Annotated in this window: 18 protein-coding genes and 1 pseudogene; 12 read left to right on the top strand and 7 right to left on the bottom strand. The window is 67.0% G+C overall.

Annotation, left to right across the window (positions count from 1 at the left end; all coding sequences use genetic code 11):
• Positions 1–4: 4 nt before the first annotated feature.
• The 8 genes from ACGFNP_RS51175 (at position 5) to ACGFNP_RS51140 (ending at position 8,018) form a co-directional block, all read left to right on the top strand.
• Positions 5–1,717 carry an AMP-binding protein gene (locus ACGFNP_RS51175; RefSeq protein ID WP_393330737.1) on the top strand — a complete coding sequence of 571 codons (1,713 nt, stop codon included), beginning with the start codon at positions 5–7 and terminating at the stop codon, positions 1,715–1,717.
• Positions 1,714–2,997, top strand: coding sequence for a condensation domain-containing protein (locus ACGFNP_RS51170; RefSeq protein ID WP_358319892.1), 1,284 nt, complete (start codon positions 1,714–1,716; stop codon positions 2,995–2,997). The genes ACGFNP_RS51175 and ACGFNP_RS51170 overlap by 4 nt, the downstream gene beginning before the upstream one ends.
• Positions 2,994–4,187, top strand: coding sequence for an acetyl-CoA carboxylase biotin carboxylase subunit family protein (locus ACGFNP_RS51165; protein ID WP_393330733.1), 1,194 nt, complete (start codon positions 2,994–2,996; stop codon positions 4,185–4,187). The genes ACGFNP_RS51170 and ACGFNP_RS51165 overlap by 4 nt, the downstream gene beginning before the upstream one ends.
• Before the next feature lie 115 nt (positions 4,188–4,302).
• On the top strand, positions 4,303–5,238 hold the full coding sequence (locus ACGFNP_RS51160; protein ID WP_358319898.1) for a hypothetical protein: 936 nt from the start codon (positions 4,303–4,305) through the stop codon (positions 5,236–5,238).
• A gap of 232 nt (positions 5,239–5,470) precedes the next feature.
• On the top strand, positions 5,471–5,653 hold the full coding sequence (locus ACGFNP_RS51155) for a peptide ligase PGM1-related protein (protein WP_358319900.1): 183 nt from the start codon (positions 5,471–5,473) through the stop codon (positions 5,651–5,653).
• A gap of 130 nt (positions 5,654–5,783) precedes the next feature.
• A complete protein-coding gene (locus tag ACGFNP_RS51150; RefSeq protein ID WP_358319902.1) occupies positions 5,784–6,266 on the top strand; it encodes a cobalamin-dependent protein in 483 nt (160 codons plus the stop codon).
• 2 nt (positions 6,267–6,268) lie between these two features.
• Positions 6,269–7,519: a methylaspartate mutase gene (locus ACGFNP_RS51145; protein WP_393330729.1), complete on the top strand. Its 1,251-nt coding sequence runs from the start codon at positions 6,269–6,271 to the stop codon at positions 7,517–7,519.
• Positions 7,520–7,583: 64 nt separating this feature from the next.
• Complete coding sequence (locus tag ACGFNP_RS51140; protein WP_393330727.1) at positions 7,584–8,018, top strand: hypothetical protein; 435 nt, start codon at positions 7,584–7,586, stop codon at positions 8,016–8,018.
• A 688-nt stretch (positions 8,019–8,706) separates the two neighbouring features.
• Here the strand turns inward: ACGFNP_RS51140 and ACGFNP_RS51135 are convergent.
• Both ACGFNP_RS51135 and ACGFNP_RS51130 read right to left on the bottom strand, forming a co-directional pair.
• Positions 8,707–8,844, bottom strand: coding sequence for a hypothetical protein (locus tag ACGFNP_RS51135; RefSeq protein ID WP_393330724.1), 138 nt, complete (start codon positions 8,842–8,844; stop codon positions 8,707–8,709).
• A 64-nt stretch (positions 8,845–8,908) separates the two neighbouring features.
• Positions 8,909–10,136 (bottom strand): annotated as a pseudogene (locus ACGFNP_RS51130) (IS701 family transposase).
• A gap of 173 nt (positions 10,137–10,309) precedes the next feature.
• Between ACGFNP_RS51130 and ACGFNP_RS51125 the strand changes: the two are divergent.
• From ACGFNP_RS51125 to ACGFNP_RS51115, 3 genes are all read left to right on the top strand, one after another.
• Complete coding sequence (locus ACGFNP_RS51125) at positions 10,310–10,915, top strand: hypothetical protein (RefSeq protein ID WP_393330721.1); 606 nt, start codon at positions 10,310–10,312, stop codon at positions 10,913–10,915.
• 323 nt (positions 10,916–11,238) lie between these two features.
• Complete coding sequence (locus ACGFNP_RS51120) at positions 11,239–11,439, top strand: hypothetical protein (RefSeq protein WP_393330719.1); 201 nt, start codon at positions 11,239–11,241, stop codon at positions 11,437–11,439.
• Positions 11,436–11,699: a hypothetical protein gene (locus tag ACGFNP_RS51115; RefSeq protein ID WP_393330716.1), complete on the top strand. Its 264-nt coding sequence runs from the start codon at positions 11,436–11,438 to the stop codon at positions 11,697–11,699. Before ACGFNP_RS51120 ends, ACGFNP_RS51115 begins: the two co-directional genes overlap by 4 nt.
• On the opposite strand, the gene ACGFNP_RS51110 is transcribed toward ACGFNP_RS51115, so the two are convergent.
• Together ACGFNP_RS51110 and ACGFNP_RS51105 are read right to left on the bottom strand one after the other, a co-directional pair.
• A complete protein-coding gene (locus ACGFNP_RS51110) occupies positions 11,692–12,015 on the bottom strand; it encodes a hypothetical protein (protein ID WP_393330713.1) in 324 nt (107 codons plus the stop codon). The two genes, ACGFNP_RS51115 and ACGFNP_RS51110, sit on opposite strands and share 8 nt — an antisense overlap.
• 229 nt (positions 12,016–12,244) lie before the next feature.
• Positions 12,245–12,526: a winged helix-turn-helix domain-containing protein gene (locus ACGFNP_RS51105; RefSeq protein ID WP_358319911.1), complete on the bottom strand. Its 282-nt coding sequence runs from the start codon at positions 12,524–12,526 to the stop codon at positions 12,245–12,247.
• A gap of 428 nt (positions 12,527–12,954) precedes the next feature.
• Between ACGFNP_RS51105 and ACGFNP_RS51100 the strand changes: the two genes are divergently transcribed.
• Positions 12,955–13,185 carry a hypothetical protein gene (locus tag ACGFNP_RS51100; RefSeq protein WP_393330711.1) on the top strand — a complete coding sequence of 77 codons (231 nt, stop codon included), beginning with the start codon at positions 12,955–12,957 and terminating at the stop codon, positions 13,183–13,185.
• Here the strand turns inward: ACGFNP_RS51100 and ACGFNP_RS51095 are convergent.
• From ACGFNP_RS51095 to ACGFNP_RS51085, 3 genes are read right to left on the bottom strand one after another with little or no spacing between them, the layout of a single operon-like run.
• Positions 13,160–14,356 (bottom strand): hypothetical protein, encoded by a 1,197-nt coding sequence (locus ACGFNP_RS51095; RefSeq protein WP_393330708.1) that lies wholly within the window; start codon positions 14,354–14,356, stop codon positions 13,160–13,162. The two genes, ACGFNP_RS51100 and ACGFNP_RS51095, sit on opposite strands and share 26 nt — an antisense overlap.
• Positions 14,356–14,853, bottom strand: a complete 498-nt coding sequence (locus ACGFNP_RS51090; RefSeq protein ID WP_393330705.1) for a sigma-70 family RNA polymerase sigma factor — start codon at positions 14,851–14,853, stop codon at positions 14,356–14,358. Before ACGFNP_RS51090 ends, ACGFNP_RS51095 begins: the two co-directional genes overlap by 1 nt.
• Positions 14,854–14,902: 49 nt before the next feature.
• A complete protein-coding gene (locus tag ACGFNP_RS51085) occupies positions 14,903–15,109 on the bottom strand; it encodes a hypothetical protein (protein ID WP_393330702.1) in 207 nt (68 codons plus the stop codon).
• Positions 15,110–15,977 lie beyond the last annotated feature (868 nt).

The raw sequence follows: 15,977 nt of genomic DNA, 5'->3' as shown, positions 1-15,977 counted from the left end.
TCAATTGATCGAAACGGCGGCAGCCGCGCATCCCGACGCGCTGGCCATCGTCGGTCCGACAGGCACTCTCTCGTACGAGGAACTCCTCGGGCAGGCACGCGGTTTCGCCGGACTGCTGCGCGAGCTGGGCGCCGCGCCGGGTGACGTGGTGGCCGTCGAGGACGACGGAACGCCGACGTCGGTGACCGCCCTTCTGGGCACGCTCTACGCCGGTTGCGTGATCCTCCCGATCGATCCGACGCTGTTGCCGGAGCTCCGCGACACCATGACCGACGTGGCACGCTTTCTGGTACGTGCCGACGGTGACGACCGGCAGATCTTCGAGCACGGGCAGACCCGGCCGAGGGCCGTCCCGGACCAGGTGGAGCCGTTGGCCGAGCCCGCCAGGCTCGACGCCCGCTCGGCCGCCTACGTCTCCTTCACCTCTGGCAGCACCGGGCGTCCGAAGGCCGTGCTGGGCGCGCACGACTCGCTCGCCCATTTCCTCCGCTGGCAGCGGGACACCTTCGAGGTCGGGCCCGGCGACCGAGTGGCGCAACTGTCGAACTGGTCCTTCGAAGTGGTGCTGCGCGACATCTTCACCCCGCTGATCAGCGGCGCCACGCTCTGCCTGCCTGGGTCGCGGTCGCGGGACGCCAGGCGGGTCTTCTCGTTCGCGCGGGCGTACGGGATCACGCTGGTCCACACGGTTCCGTCGCTGGTCAGGCGATGGCTGGCGACCGCCGCCGTGGACACCGCGGTGCCGAGCCTGCGGGCCGCCTTCTTCGCCGGCGAGCCACTGCACGCGGAGCTGGTGAACGACTGGCGCGGCCGGGTGGCGCCCAGCTGCCGGGTGGTCAACCTGTACGGGCCGACCGAGACCACCCTGGCCCAGTGCTCTTTCGAGGTTCCCGACGAGCCGGGCGCGGGCCCGTTGCCGGTCGGCCGGCCGTTGCCCCAGTGCTCGGTCAGCGTGCTGCGCCCGGGGTCCTGGCAGCCCGCTGATGTCGGCGAGGTGGTGCTGACGACGCCGTATCGCTCGCTGGGATACCTCGGCACGGACAATACGTTCGAGACGGCTCCCACGGGTGAGCAGGTCTACCGCACCGGCGACATGGGGCGATGGGACGAGCGAGGACTGCTGCACCTGCTCGGCCGGCTGGACCAGCAGGTCAAGGTGCGCGGGGTCCGGCTGCGATTGCCGGAGGTCGAACGGGTGCTGCGCGGTGTGGCCGGCGTCCGTGAGGTCGCCGTCATCGACGTCGTCGACGCGGGGGACGTACGGCTGGTCGCCTATCTCGTGGGAGATCCGGCTCCGCCTCCGGTTCGTGTGCTGCGGGAGGCGATCCTGCGGGAGCTGCCGGCCGCGGCGGTCCCGCAGGAGTTCGTCACGCGTACGGATCTGCCGCTGCTGCCGGGCGGCAAGATCGACCGTGCGGACCTACGCGACCAGGCCTCCGCCAAACCGGTCGAAGCCGCGACCGGCCCCGAAGCTTCGACCGGATCCGAAGGCGAGGGGAACGCGCTGGTCGTAGAAACCTGCCGGCGGGTCCTGCGTGTCGAGTCCGTCCCGCTCACCGCGGATCTCTTCGAGCTCGGCGTCGATTCGATGTCCGCGATGGAGATCGCCGCACGACTGGAGGACGCGCTGGAAGCCGAGATCCCGTACGGTCTGGTCTTCGACCATCCCACCGTCGAAGAGATCTCCCGCTACCTCGCCGACCGGAGCCTGGGATGAACGGCCCGATCACACCATCGTGGACCCAGCGCAGCCGCCTGCTCCGGCTGGTCGAGGACGCCGAGGCCGGACGCTACCGGCCGCAGCACACGATCTCCGCGTTGCGCGTACGCGGTGAGCTGAACCTCTCCGCGCTGAACCGGGCCTGGATCCGGTTGCAACGACGGCAACCGACCCTGCTCACGTCCTTCGACCCAAGGAAGCCGCTGTGGCGGCTGGACCCGGCCGACCCGGTCGACCTGATACGGCTGCAGCCCCCCGCCGACGCCCAGCAGGCGCTGACACGGGAGGCCGAGCGGCCGTTCGACGTGGAGCGGGGTCCGCTGGCCCGGCTGATCGTCATCCCGCTTCCGGACGCCGCTGAGATGATGCTCGGGCTGGTGATCGACCACCTGGTTTCCGACCAGTGGTCGCGACGGATCCTCGTGGCCGACCTGTACCGCCTCTACAACCTGGAGATCGGCGCGTCGACCGAGACCTTGCCCCCGGCGCCGAACGCGTACCTCGGCTGGCTCGAACGCCAGAACAATTACCTGGAGTCCACGGCCGGCCTCAACCTGCGCCGGAAGCTCGCGCGGCACGTCATCCTCCCCCAGGAGGGGCCCACCGGCCGGGCGGAGATCCCACGGATCCCGCGGCAACTCGACGCGGATTGGTACGAGCGCCTGCTGCCGGCCGCGAGGCAACACCGGCTGACCCGGCTCCAGCTCGTCCTGGCCGCCCTGGACGCGGCGTCGGCCGAGCTGGCGGAACACTTCCCCACCGCGACACTCATGATGGTCACCGGACGTCCACGGCCTGACCTGCGCGGGGCAGTGGGCTGGCTCGCCGATCACGTCGCCATCCCCCACCAGGGCCGGAGCGCCGATCCAGGCGAGCATTTGCGGTCGTTCCGCGAGGCGCTCGTCGCGGCGCTGAACTCGGCGCGCGTTCCCTGGCCCCTGGTCGTCGCGGACAGCGTGCCGGAACGGTTCAGCCGCCCGACGTCGCTGCCGTACCTGTCGTTCAACGCCCAGTCGCTGGGAATGCGCGCGGCCGTGCCACTGGTTCCCTTCGCCAACACCGAGATCGAGGAGTTTCCGGTCCACCTCAGCCGGCCGGACGGGGCGCTCTTGACGTACTGGACGGAGGACGACGACGGCGGCCTACGGGTGGCTCTGCGGTACCAGCCAGAACGCTACAGCGAGGCAGACGTCCTCGCGCTCTGGGAGAGAACCATCGCAAACCTTGACCGGTTCGCCGAAGACGCGGCCCGGACGGTTGGGAGTGCGGAGCGGTGAGATTGTTCGTCATCGGCGCGGACCCGCGCCGTGAGAGGGCCTTTTCCACGTGGCTGCGCGCCGGCCTGTCGGTCACCCTCGCGGACGGGGTTACCGCCGGCTGCTTCGAGCACGCGGTCGATCGTTTCCATCCGGTCGAGGTGCGCGACGAGCGGGCCGACGTGGAGTCGCTCGTCCGGATGGCGGCCGGCCACGACGGGGTGATCGCGCTGGCCGAGGGATCGCTGGTCACCGCCGCGACGGTAGCGCGGGAGCTGGGACTGCCGGGCCCCGGCGTCGGCGCGGCGCGCATCGCCCGCAGCAAGATCCGCCAGCGTGAGACCGGGGAGAGACACGGCCTGACCGGCCCCCGGCACGCGGCCGTCACCGGCCCCGACGATCTCGTACGGTTCTTCGCCGCCGGTGTCCAGGCCGCGGTGCTGAAGCCGGCGGACGCCTCCGCGAGCGCCTCCGTGTTCGCCGTCCAGGGTGTCGAGGAGGCCCTGGACCGGTGGCCGCAAGTACGAGCGATCTCGCCGAGTCGTACCGGCATCGTGGAGGAGTATCTGCCAGGGGCGGAGGCGAGCGTCGAGGCCGTGGTGCGGGATGGCGAGACGGTCTTCTCCTCACTGACCCGCAAGCAGACCGGCGGCCCCACCGGCTTCCTCGAGGTCGCCCACACCACCGACCGTGCCGATCGTCCTGACACCGCCGTCAACGCGCTCGTCCGCGACCTGATCGCCGCCTGGCGGGTCGAGTCGGCCATCTTGCACGTCGAGGCGAAGCTCGACGACGATCGCCCCGTCCTGCTGGAGGCAACAGTACGACCGGCCGGCGACTACATCACCGAACTGGTGTCCGTGGTGCACGGCCGCGACCTCTACCTCGACCAGGCGCACCTGGCGCTGGGCCAACCGCTCGCGCCGGACGGCCCAGCCCGCGCCCGGCGGGCGGAGGTGCGGTTTCTGCTGGCCTCCGGGACCGTCCGTCGGAACGTCGCCCCGGTCGAGGTGCTCGACGGGCTGACGAATGTCAAGATCGTACGGCAGCTCGTCCCGGCCGGCTCCCGCATTCCGCCGCTGACCGCGAACTGGGCCCGGGCCGGATACGCCATCGGCTGGTCCGCGGACGACGGCGAGTCGCTGACCGGGCAACTCCGGGCAGCGGTCAGCGATCTCGGCAAGCTGATGGGCACCCCTGAGCTGACCTGACCCATCAGCACGCTGATGGCGCATTTGTCCTGCACATGCCCTCCTTGTGTCCTGTTCACGTTCACCCGAAGACAGGAACCTGAGAAGAGCATGAAGACATTAGAAAGGGGTTTCCATGGGAAAGTTACTCTCCACCGTGGCGTTAGCCGCCGCAGTCACGCTGGTCACCGCGCTGGCGCCTGCCGGGTCCGCGACGGCCTCGCGCACGTCGCCGTCCGTGTGCGATCACATCGGTGACAAGGACGCCGCCATCCGCGACTTCGTGGAAGGCATCAAGAAGGACTGGAACCTCGACGTCAAGGCCCGCAACTACGAGGTTCAGGCGCAGGGCAGCGAATGTGTCATCCAGCCCAAGGGGGCTCGCCCCGTCACCAGTGGGGCCGAGGCGCGATCCGATGGTTCGACGACGTCGAGCATGACCACGGTCGAGACAATGCCGGCTTCGGCATTGCCCACGGACGGAGACGCGACGATCCAGCAGGAGGTGGTTTGGCAAGAACCCAGTTGCTATGAATGGGAGGACGCGGAGCATATTGGCTGGATGAGAGCTTGCGGTCAGTGGGCCCGCATGGACTACGCGGCGGCAACGCACAAGAACTACGGCTTCCGCATGTACGCGTCATGTCATGCGGTGGCAGGTCACGCCTTCGATCAGGTCAACTCGTGTTACGTGGCTGCAGAGCCCTGGGGGAACGACCCGAACATTGTGTGGAATGACTGGGATCCCAAGGCGACCCTGGAATTCAATCCCTGTGGATCTATTCCCATCGGCCTCTCTGTAGGCCCGTTCTCGACGACCTGGAACATCAACAGCTGCGACAAGATCGTCCCGTCGGAAACCTCAAGCCCGGGGATTCCTGACTGGCGGGCAACCTGGGTGGGCAAGTCGTACTACGAAGCGGACGTACGACAGACAGCGGCCCTCGTCGCCTTCGGCGCTCCCAAGTCCTACCAGTCGACACCTAGTCTCTACTTCAAACGGGGATTCACTACCGAGGAATGCGTCTGGCCGCCGACTCCCTCCCCCTACTATTCCTGGTGCGCTATCTGATCGATGCCTTCCGCGAGGGGACGGCATCAACCATGAGGCTATTTCAGCTCCGGCGCGATCGTGACTCCCGAAGGACAAGTCCTCTTCACCGAGTGCAACGAACGCACCAGCGGCTCGACATATATACGAGATCATCGGCAAGAAGACCATTGACAGTCGGTACGAGCACGATCGGATCATCCTGGAGAGGACGACCTGGAAGGTTCCCTCGTTCGCGGAGACCCTTTCGGCAGTGCGGGACGCCGGCCTGGCCTACGACCAGGAGGAGCAGAAGTGGGTCATCCTCACGACCCCCTTCGAGCCATACGTGGGAGACATCGCGTACTGCGTGGCGGCGAGCGACCTGCCCGAAGGGACCCAGTTCCCCGAACAGGCCGAGAAACTGTTCGCGACGATGGACTCCGCGGTGTTCTGAGGCACCTTGCGTCATCGCGCCGGGCGCCCATCGCCTTATGAGGCCTGAACCCCGGACGATGGCGGGCCATTCGTTCCCCTGCGGTAATTCGAGCGTGCCGTGTCGCCGTGGTCTTGAAGGAGTAACAAACGTGGAAACAGAAACGGCGAGGTCACTGCCGGACGCCGTGGTCAGTCGCGCTCTGAGCACCGTCGTTGCGACGATTTCGTCCGACGCGCACACCTGGAACTTGATGTATCTCCAACTCTTGCTCGAGGAACACGGTCACCAGGTGACGAACTTGGGACCCTGCACCCCTGTGGAGGAGATCATCGAAGGCTGCTCGGCCGAGCATGCGAGCTTGCTCGTCCTAAGCACCGTCAACGGTCACGGTGTCATTGAGGCACCCTCCTACATTCGCGCCATTCGCCGGGCCCCTGGACTTGCCGGCCTCCAGGTGGTCGTAGGCGGAAAGTTGGGCGTGGCCGGTCCTCTCCCCGCCGACCAGACACAGGAGCTGCTGCGTCTGGGTTACGACGCGGTTTTCGACACCCCGGACTCCATCAACCGGTTAGACGAGTTCCTCCGCCGCTTCGAGAACGCTCACCACCACGCCCTCACCACGCGAGAGTGACCATGGCCGACGTCCGCAATCTCTTCTCGCGAGCGGTTCGCGATGCCAGCGGGTCCGGTCACCTCGTCGTGCAGCCGCGTATGGGCTTTTCCGATGTCGACAAGATGCGGGCGGGGCTGCAGGCCGTCGCGGCGCTGCCGTACACGGTCGGGACGATCACGCTCGACAGCTATACGCGGACCAGGCAGTACGAGGCGGCGCACGATGCGGTGCGCAACGGCTGGTCGCTCAACGGGTATCCGCTTCTTGCACATGGCCCTGTCCGGACCTCCGGCCTGCTGGCATCGTTGCGTCCGGATTTCCCCGTGCAATTGCGGCATGGCTCCCCAACGCCTGTCGACATCTTCGCGTCGATGCTCGAGGCTGGCATCCACGCGACGGAGGGCGGCCCCATCTCCTACTGCTTCCCTTATGGCCGGACTCCGCTGAACACGGCGATCGCGGAATGGGCGCGAGCGAGTGAACTGCTCGCCTCGTGGCCGGCGGAGGTGCACCTCGAATCATTTGCCGGCTGCATGCTCGGCCAGTTGTGCCCACCGTCGCTGCTGGTGGCTCTGAGCATTCTCGAAGGGCTGTTCGCAACCTCTTATGGGATCCGCAGCCTTTCTTTGAGCTACGCACAGCAGATCAATCCCTGGCAGGACATCGCGGCCATCCGCGCGCTTCGCCGGCTCACGACGGCATTCCTGCCCGAGACGGATATCCACTTCGTGATCTACACCTACATGGGCGTTTTTCCGCAAAGCGCCGATGGAGCTCGTCGGCTGATTCTCGACAGCGCCCGCCTGGCGCGCGAAGCAGGAGCCGATCGGCTCGTTGTGAAGACCATTTCTGAAGCTTTCAGAATACCTCTCGTCAGTGACAACATAGCCGCGCTCAAACTTGCCGGCGAACAGCCGCCGGGGTCATACCCGACGCTGGAAGACGGACTTTCCGAGGTGCTGGAGAAGGAGATTTTCAGCGAAGCTGAGGCGATGCTGGGAGCAGTCCTGGGGCTAGCTCCCACCGTCCCCTCGGCCATCTTGAGAGCCTTCAAGTCGGGGATCCTCGACATCCCTTTCTGTCTCCATCCCGACAATGCCAATCACGCTCGTACGGAAATATCCCATGATGGTCTTCTCAAGTGGGCCTATGCCGGCCGGATGGCGGTGACGTCGACACATGCCCACGGACGGCGGATCGGCGCCGCGGAATTGCAGGACATGCTCGGCTTCATACGTCGCCGGTACGACGAGGTCCCGATCGCGAGCTGAGCCGGGACCATACCAATGAACTCGTGTGAGCAGGTAATGCCTGACGCGCCAGTTCACCGGCTACTTGGGGCGTGAGGACTGGTGGAACGATCCGCGCCCTCAGCTCACCTACGGCGGCCGCCAGCGCATCAGCGAAGCCGAGCAGCAGTTGCGGCGCATCGGCCTGACCCCCACGCCACACATGATCAGCGAAGAGCTGCCGTTCGGCTTCTACGTCTCATTGCTGGGTCCTGGCAACGGCTACGACCAGCGGCTATGGCGCACCGCCCTGTACCGGGCCTTCCCCGGCTACAGCGGCGGCCGCCGGCTCCTGCACCAGCAGGTCGATCACCTCAGGATCTTCCGTAACAAGATCGCTCATCACGAACCGATCCACCATCGTCACCTCGTCGCCGACCACGAGGCGATCCTGCGGTGTCTCGGCTACGTCGACGCGGGATTGGCGACCATGGTGCGGCACCACAGCCGGGTACCCGAGGTCCTCAGCCGGCGCCCTTGATCGCGGCGCGCGGAGTGTGAAGCGTCCTGGCCCAGGGCGCGTACTGGACCGAAGCTCACCGGAACACGCACGCCGCCATCGTTTCGCTGCTCGGAGTCGAGCCGCATACCGTCGGCATCCGCCTGAGCCCAGACGATCCTGAGGCCGTCGCCGCCCTCAAGGCCGTCACAGCCGCCCGCACTGCCCGCGCGGACGCCGAGCAGGCGGAGCGGGACGCGGCCACCCATGCGGCCCGTCTGCTTACTGGCAAGGGGTGGACGGTGCGGGATGCGGGGGGGCCTTGAGCTTGTCGCCTCAGCGCATCTCCCAATTGGCGCCCCGTGACACTGCGTAAGGCGTAGGGGTTTCGTCTAGCGTGGTTGGAGCGAACACTCCCCCCGAGTTCCAGGAACGGAGAAGGTCCCCGTCAGGCTGACTGACGGGGACCTTTGCGCGCCGAGAGTGTTTACTCTACGTAAGCACCGGTCTTCTGGCCGGTGCCAGCGCAGGTCTTGCAGATTCGAGGTGCGGTACACGATCGACCGGCGCGACGCCTGATCATTGCGGAATGGAATGTTCCTAGCCGTTATCGGCTGTTCGATTACGCCTCCGGGATAGCTCGTTTGGGCCGTGTGGCGCGATTCTTGCTGGCGAGTCCTACCCGTCCCGCCGCGACCTCCAAGCCCTCGTCCGGCATCGCGCCGAGCAATTACACCGCGTCCGCGCGGCGCCTCACCCCCGCCCACACCAGCGCACCGCACTGCGAGCAGCGCGTCCACGCCGCGATTCTGGCCTGCCGCGTCGCCAGCGACTCCAGCAGCACCGCGGCCTCAGCGGAAATGACCACGGCCGCCAGCGCCTCACGACGGGCAGCCCCACGGCGCCGCTAGTACTCCAGTGACACTTTGCGATCATGGTTCGGATCTGCGCTGGTAGTGGCAGCGGCGGGCTGTTGCTTGGTGGCGGCGGCGCCAGTCTGACCAGCGCAGAACGTTCGTGGTGGAGTGGTGTCGGGTCAGGATGAGTGCGGCCAGGAGCCGGCGGGTCTCGGGCAGGGTCAGTGGGATGCGGTCGTCGTCAGTGCTGGGTGGCTGGGCGGCGGCGATGGCTGCCAGCAGGGCCAGGGCGAGCATGGCCAGGGTGATGTGTCGGTGCCAGGGCGTCCAGCCGCGCACCTGGTAGTGGTCCAGGCCGACCTGTCCCTTGGCGGCTTGGAAGGACTCCTCCACCGCCCACCGGATACCGGCGATCTTGACCAGGGCCATCAGTGGCTGACGGTCGGGGGCGTAGCAGCGGTAGAAGGCCAGCTCGCCGGTACTCAGGTTGCGCCGGATCAGCAGCCACCGAAACCCGTCGGCCTGGCCTTCGTCGATGCGGGCCCAGGCCCAGGCATACCAGCGTGGTCCCTTGGCCCCCTGACCAGCGCGGTAGCGGTGCCAGTGCCGGTCGGTCACCTTTGCGGCGACCTCGGCTGCGCTCAGCACGATGCCCTCCAGTTCGACGCGCCGGTTGCCAGCGATGGCCAGCACGTAGCCCATCCGGCGTGCTTCCAGAGCGGTGCGCAGGTGCGGGTCCTGGCCGTAGACCTCATCGCCGGTCGCCCAGGCCGCGCACGCCGGCCTCCAGGGCCGCCAGGAGCATCGCCGTGGCCAGGGCGGGCTTGGTGGCAAAGCCGGTCTCGTCCGGGACCCCGGCCCCCTGGCAGCGGCCGGGGTCGGCCAGCCAGGTGTGTTCGGGCAGGTAGAGCCGCCGGTCCAGCAGTGCCCGGCCGCGTGGGGTGGCGTAGGCCAGGAACACGCCGATCTGGCAGTTCTCGATCCGGCCTGCGGTGCCGCTGTATTGCCGCTGTACCCCGGCCGAGCGGGTGCCCTTTTTGACGAACCCGGTCTCATCCACGATCAGCACCCCGTCGGGGCCGAGCCGGTCGACGGCGAAGGCACGAACATCATCAGGCACGGCGTCGGCGTCCCAGCGGGCGGTGCGCAGCAGCCGCTGCAGCCCCTGTGGACCGATCAGTGCGGTGTGTTCGGCCAGGTTCCAGCAGTTCTTGCGGTCGATGTCGGCCAGCAGCCCGCGCACATAAGCGGTCACGGCCCGGCGTGGCTCGACGCGGCCGAACCGGCCGGCGATCCTGGCCATCAGCTCGTTGAAGATGACCATCCAGCCGTCAGGGTCTACGCTGTGGTCCGCAGCCACCGCATGATCTTTGGTTGTCTTCACAAACTCCGAATGATCACGCGGTGGCCGTCGCCATGCGATCCCAACGCCTCAAAATCGCGAGTTTGTCTGAGGTATTCGGCGATAATGACCGGATGAGCGACGCCTACTCGCCCGTGCCTGAACTGAACCTGCTCAAGCAGTTGGAAGGCCGCATCGGAGGGGGAAACATCTCGGTCGGCTTCCACCTCGGCGAGTTCGGGCGCACGGTTGGGATCGACACGTGGTCCAAGGATCCGGCGTTCCTCGACAGCTTCCACTCCTTCGCGAACGCCAACGCCAGCGGGTCCATCTACGCGATCTGGCGCGTTGACGACCGTACGGATCTGGCAAACCTGCCGGTCGTGGTGTTCGGGGACGAAGGCGGAATCGGTCTCGTCGCGCGAAATCTGCGGGAGCTGTTCCGACAGCTCGCATGTGACAAGGCGTTGTACGTGGGCGACTTTGACGCCGGGTTCGATGACGAGGACGACCCAGAGGAGAAGGACCAGGAGTACGACCACCATGCGGAGTACGTCACGTGGCTGGAGCAGCATTTCGGCCTCGTGCCTGCGGAAAACCCCAACGCCCTGGTGACGGCGGCGGAGAAGCAGTTCGCCGCACGGTTCGCGAACTGGGTCGGGCGCTTCGTCGATGACGAGTCCTTCGAGGACGACTTCATGTGGGAGATCAAGCGACTCCACGATGAGACAGACCACTAGCGGCCAGGACCGTATCCCGCCGATGCTGCCCGAGATCGCCGGCTGCTCGCCGCACTCGTACTGGCCCAGAACCGCTCCACCGCGGACGTTCTGCGCTGGTCACACTGGCGCCGCCACCACTACTAGCGCAGATCCGAACCATGATCGCAAAGTGTCACTGGAGTACTAGCCGTCGCCCTTGGTGGTAATGCCAGGCGGGCCGCCGCGACGCCCGCATCCGAACGCGAATGAACATGCGGAGAGTGAATTTTTCAATACACAGCGTATCTAGCGCGGCTACCGTTCCAGACGCCGGATCACCCGCCACTTATGGAGCCCCCGCCGTGTGGATCAAACACGCCGCCGCCATCGCCACCGCCCTGACCCTGGCCACCACACCAGCTGACTGCGGCAAAGGCAGCACCACCCACCCCGCAGGCCGCCACGGCTGCGTCAACTCGTGGGGACCGCTCACCGTCGTCCAGCTCGGCACCGCCGAACCCCGCGTCGAGCGAGCCTTCGCGTCAGGTGCGACCAGGAGGTGATCACCACGTTCATGGCCAGGATCGCCATCGACCACAAGGACGGTCGTTTCGCCGACTGGTACGAGGTCAACTACGACCATTACCACGAACTGCCTGGACTCGCTCGCTCCTACCCGTTGCTGTCGCGGCCGTGTCGGGATGGCTGGTACCGCGCCCGAGCGTCGATCTCCGGCACGTTTACCGACGGCAGCCCCTACAAGGTCACCGACGAGAGCAGCAGTACCAGCGTGGACTGCGACAACTCCGAGCCGCTCACATGAAGGGCGCTGCTGGGTCGCCCCGGTGCGAGCACGAGATGTGCAGGCGCGGGTGCGCGGGCACCACGCCTGCCGCCCAGCAGCAGGCCGCGTCCGAATCGGCCTGCGGGATGTTCCCTGTCGTGTAAATGGGCTCGGCTGCCATCGGATCAGCGTCGGCCGACCATATGCCCCAGCCGCCGTGCCACCAGGCGACCCGCCACACCTGCTCGTCACCTTCCGCTGGCGGGTCATCTGCGAACGCATGGACGGGCCGGTGCCAGAACCAGCGCCGTCGGCTCGGCCGGAAGTAGAAGCCCTGGCGTTTGTGACCGAACATGCACCTAGGGTCGCACGAGAACTGGCGGCATGCAGTATCTGTCGAACAGCGGACGGCATGTCAGGCGCTGTCCATCCTCGCGAATCGCCAGTCCCTCGGCCGCAGCCCTTCGAAGTCGATCGCCAGGGTGCGGCGCGGGAGGACGAGCAATACTCCCACTCACCTGATCTTTCACGCGTAGACAGACGCAGGGATCCAAGCCCGTCCGTGGCCGTTGCCACCCAGTTGGTCACTCAGATTGCGAGCGCATCGCCCGCTCCACCTTGATCTCCTGGCGCTCTTCAGGGGTGGTCACGAAACTGCCCATGCCAGGTTCCGTGCGAATCAGTCCGTCAGCGCGGAGAGCTCGCATGACCTTTTGGCCGGTGGCGTTGGCGATCCCGAACTCCTCGATGAGGTCGATCAAGGACGGGATGCGCTCTCCCGTCTTGTACTCGCCCGTGCGGATGCGCTCGGTGATGATCGCGTGCACCTGCCGCCACCTGGGCTGATTCGCCTTCAACTCCACCATTGCAGCAACGTTAGGGAGACATGCCGCGCCATGGCGATGGACAGCGCGCTAGGTACGCTATGGCGCGCTATAGCTTTATTGGCTTATGATGCGGCCATGACGCCATCGGAGCTGGCTGCAATCGCGCTCGGTCAGTGCGTGAGCCGACACGTATCGACACCACGGAAAGATCACGTGCGCTTGGAATGGGAGCCATCTTGCGGCACCCTTGAGCGCCTTCGCCCTCTCGCCTGGACATGCGCCTGCCGAGCCACGGTTTACGAGCTCTGCTCCAGCGGCAGCCGCGGGCTCCTCCGCCGAACTGTCCAACTCGATGGCGGACATCAAGTGCATGAGACACAGCCGATGTCGATCAACGACGCGTGGTCCCTCTGGGCCGACCTGCTGGATGGAGCCGTCCGCTAGGTCATAGCGAGGGCGCCTCAGTCGTGGACACGCACGCGCAGGCCGCCGGATCCGGGCCTCGACCGGGTTTGGGTGAATTGTCCCGGTCGCTGTCCGTCGGGATTGGCGAAGACGACGCGATGGCCCTGCGGCTGGGTGAGCTGCCCGATGTCACGCAGACGCAGGTCCACGTGTTCATCGTGCTGAGCTGGGGAGTGCTGCTCACCCGCCGGATCCCGGGGCGCCTGATCAGCCAGGCACAGCTGCCAGGTTGAGCACCGTCAGTTCGGGGGCCTTCCCCTGGCGGCAGGGGTTCGCGCAGGGCGGCGCGTCCCAACTGATCACCAGGCTGGGTGAGGATGAAAGGCCCAAACTCATGGCTATCGAACCTTTCGCGGTCTTCCAGCCGATCTCGGCGCCCTGCCCGGTCGCGAGGTCGTACACCTGCGGGCCGGTGTTCACGAACCGATCCCCTCGGATCTGCGAGAACATCGCGTCGAAGGTGCCGTGCAAGGGCTGCGGGCGACCGCCGTCGCGGCGCCACGCCACCGCCTGCTCGCCCTGCATGGCCGCGCACCAGGTCGGGGCGCAGCGCATTTGCTTGACTCCCTTCGGCGCGCGCAGAGGAGTGCGCTTGCCGGTCTCCAGGTTGACCAGCACGCGCTGGTTCACCTGGTGGTCGATGACCTGCCCTGCGTCGGCCGCCCAGGGCCAGGACACCAGGTGCAGGCCATCGGTGCCGGGCATGGCCCGCGCCGTGCCTCCGGTGATCGGGACCGAGTACAGCCCGCCCTCCTTGACCGACCAGACGACGCGGTCACGCAGGACCCCGATGCGGTCGATCGACCTCGGTGGCCCGCTGATCCGGGCCACTCTGGCCGCCGTTCCGCCCGAGCGGGGCAGCACCCACAGATCGACGGCGTCGCGCGCGTTCAGAACCGTGGCCCACCAGAGGATGTACGTGGGACCAAGCTCGACGCCCTGGGGGAAGGAGTAGTCCCGCACGTTAGGAATCTCGCCCAGGACCGTGGCCTTTCGCCGCGCCGTATCGTACACCTCCAGCCTGCGCCCCTCTTGGGGTGACTTGTCCGCCCGCAGCAACAGCTCGGTGGCGCTCATCGCGGTGACGGGCCGGTACGTCCAGCCGTCCGCTGCCTTGGCGGGGATGCTGGTGACCGCGGACGGCCAGACCTCGGCGGCGGGCCGGAGCTCACCGGTGCGCGTGGGTGAAGGGCTGGTGGCCACGTCCCGTCGGCCGGGCGCGGTCAGCGACCCGGTCACCAGCACCAGCGCGGTGGCGGCTGCGGCGGCGACGGGCACCAGGACCGCCAGCGCCCGGCGGCGGTGGCGGAGCCTGCGTCCCGCCTGGATGGCGCCCTTCACGTCCACCCGCGAGGGTGGCTGCTCTTCCGGCACCAGCGTGTCGAATATTGGCTTGAGGTCCATCAGCGATCCTCCTTGGTCGCCGCCATGTCCAGCAGCACACGCAGGGCCGCCAGTCCGCGGGCGGTCTGGGTCTTGACGGTTCCGGTGGAACAGCCGAGCACCGCGGCGGTCTGCTCCACGCTCAGGTCGCAGTGGAAGCGCAGCACCAAGGTGGCCCGCTGCCGCGGTGACACCAGGTCCAGCGCGCGGTGCAGATCCATGGCGAGGTCCGTGTCCCCCGCGCGGGCCGCCGCCTCGGGCGGGGCCGCGCTCAGCCTGGTACGGGAGAACCAGCCGGCACGCTGTTCCTTCAGGAAGACCCGGACCAGGATCACCCGTACGTACGCGTCCAGGTCGGCGGCCTCGCGGGCGTGGCGCCACTTGACGTACAGCCGCGTGATCGCCGTCTGCACCAGGTCGTCGGCCCGATGCCAGTCCCGGCACAGGGCGTACGCGATCCGGCGTAACCAGAGCAGGCGTCCGCTGACGTACGCGGTGTACTCCTCGTCGGTGTTCACGCCTGGTGGATGCCTCCGGTGGCCCGCCAGGTTGACGGCTGGGCCGAATCTATTTCACCGTCACGATGATTGCGCTGATAGGGGTCAGCAGCGGGCTGCCGTCGTCTTTCACCTCCAGGACGATGTCGAGCGCGATACCGACCGGACGAACAGCCGGACTGTCGTCACGGAGTCGAGCCGAGGACGGCCGCGCGACGTTCAAGAGGTTTGGCGGACGATCCGGCTTTGGGGCTGACCGCTCATGGCCGGTCGTCATCAGGGCGGACGAGAACTATTCACCGGGCCACCAGCGATCGCTCTCATGAATGACGGTCTTCCCGGCCGGAGAGCTGTCCGGCGAATGAACTGCAACCCGCCGAGCGCGATCAGCCTCCGTGCAGTCACCGATCCGCTTCACAACCCGAGCGCCAGACCAAGTTCAGTCGGTTTGATACTGCTCGTCGGGCGATCCAGCCCAGCGAACCACTCGGCCACTGCCGTGGGGAGTTCAATCCCGATCCGATCCTGTCTCGCGGCCGCTGGCGCTTGCTCTCGGCCAACCTCCAAACTGGCGGTGGCCAGCAGGTCCTCGGCGGCCTGAATGTGCAGCACAACTCGGGAGCATACGGGCTTTGCCGTCGTATCAGGCGGCACGGTGCTCGCGGTCACACTGCCATCGGCGAGGGCTCTCTCTTCCTGGAGCGGCTCTCAGGGGCCACATTGAGCTGGGCCTCATCGCGGCGCGCCGTGGGGCGACCTACAAGCGATCATCTTTGAACTTCACCCGGCGCATCGAGCTGGGCCTCATTGCGGCTGATCTTCCCGTCACCGCCTCGCACCTATCGGGGTTTCAGCCAGCACATTGCCGTGAAAATGGCCGTCGTCTCGACGGACAAAGGGCCGGCTTGTTGCGGTCCGAGACTCCAAGGCCCCGAACGGCCCTGCGTCGATCTTCACCCAAGCCAAGCGAGTGGGACGCCTTCGTCTCGGGAGTCAAAGACGGCGAGTTCGACGTGACCGTCTAAAACTGGAAGCACCTCCCGGCAGGGCGCTCCTCACCGGGAGGGGACGGCCAGTGACGTGATGCTCGACCAAGCCTCCGGCGGAGGCTCCGCTCAATCGATCTTCCGGAGCCACTCAAGAGC

Origin of the sequence: Nonomuraea sp. NPDC049269 (assembly GCF_043197155.1) — a bacterium.
Taxonomy (GTDB): domain Bacteria; phylum Actinomycetota; class Actinomycetes; order Streptosporangiales; family Streptosporangiaceae; genus Nonomuraea.
The sequence above is the reverse complement of the archived record's forward strand: the minus strand, read 5'-3'. Positions and strand labels throughout refer to the sequence as shown.

Excerpts from the sequence above, each read along its gene's own strand:
- ACGFNP_RS51125 (WP_393330721.1), top strand. The coding sequence starts at position 10,310 with ATGAGCGACGCCTACTCGCCCGTGCCTGAACTGAACCTGCTCAAGCAG.
- ACGFNP_RS51170 (WP_358319892.1), top strand. The coding sequence starts at position 1,714 with ATGAACGGCCCGATCACACCATCGTGGACCCAGCGCAGCCGCCTGCTC.
- ACGFNP_RS51160 (WP_358319898.1), top strand. The coding sequence starts at position 4,303 with ATGGGAAAGTTACTCTCCACCGTGGCGTTAGCCGCCGCAGTCACGCTG.
- ACGFNP_RS51095 (WP_393330708.1), bottom strand. The coding sequence starts at position 14,356 with ATGGACCTCAAGCCAATATTCGACACGCTGGTGCCGGAAGAGCAGCCA.
- ACGFNP_RS51105 (WP_358319911.1), bottom strand. The coding sequence starts at position 12,526 with ATGGTGGAGTTGAAGGCGAATCAGCCCAGGTGGCGGCAGGTGCACGCG.
- ACGFNP_RS51085 (WP_393330702.1), bottom strand. The coding sequence starts at position 15,109 with ATGACGACCGGCCATGAGCGGTCAGCCCCAAAGCCGGATCGTCCGCCA.
- ACGFNP_RS51145 (WP_393330729.1), top strand. The coding sequence starts at position 6,269 with ATGGCCGACGTCCGCAATCTCTTCTCGCGAGCGGTTCGCGATGCCAGC.
- ACGFNP_RS51110 (WP_393330713.1), bottom strand. The coding sequence starts at position 12,015 with ATGTTCGGTCACAAACGCCAGGGCTTCTACTTCCGGCCGAGCCGACGG.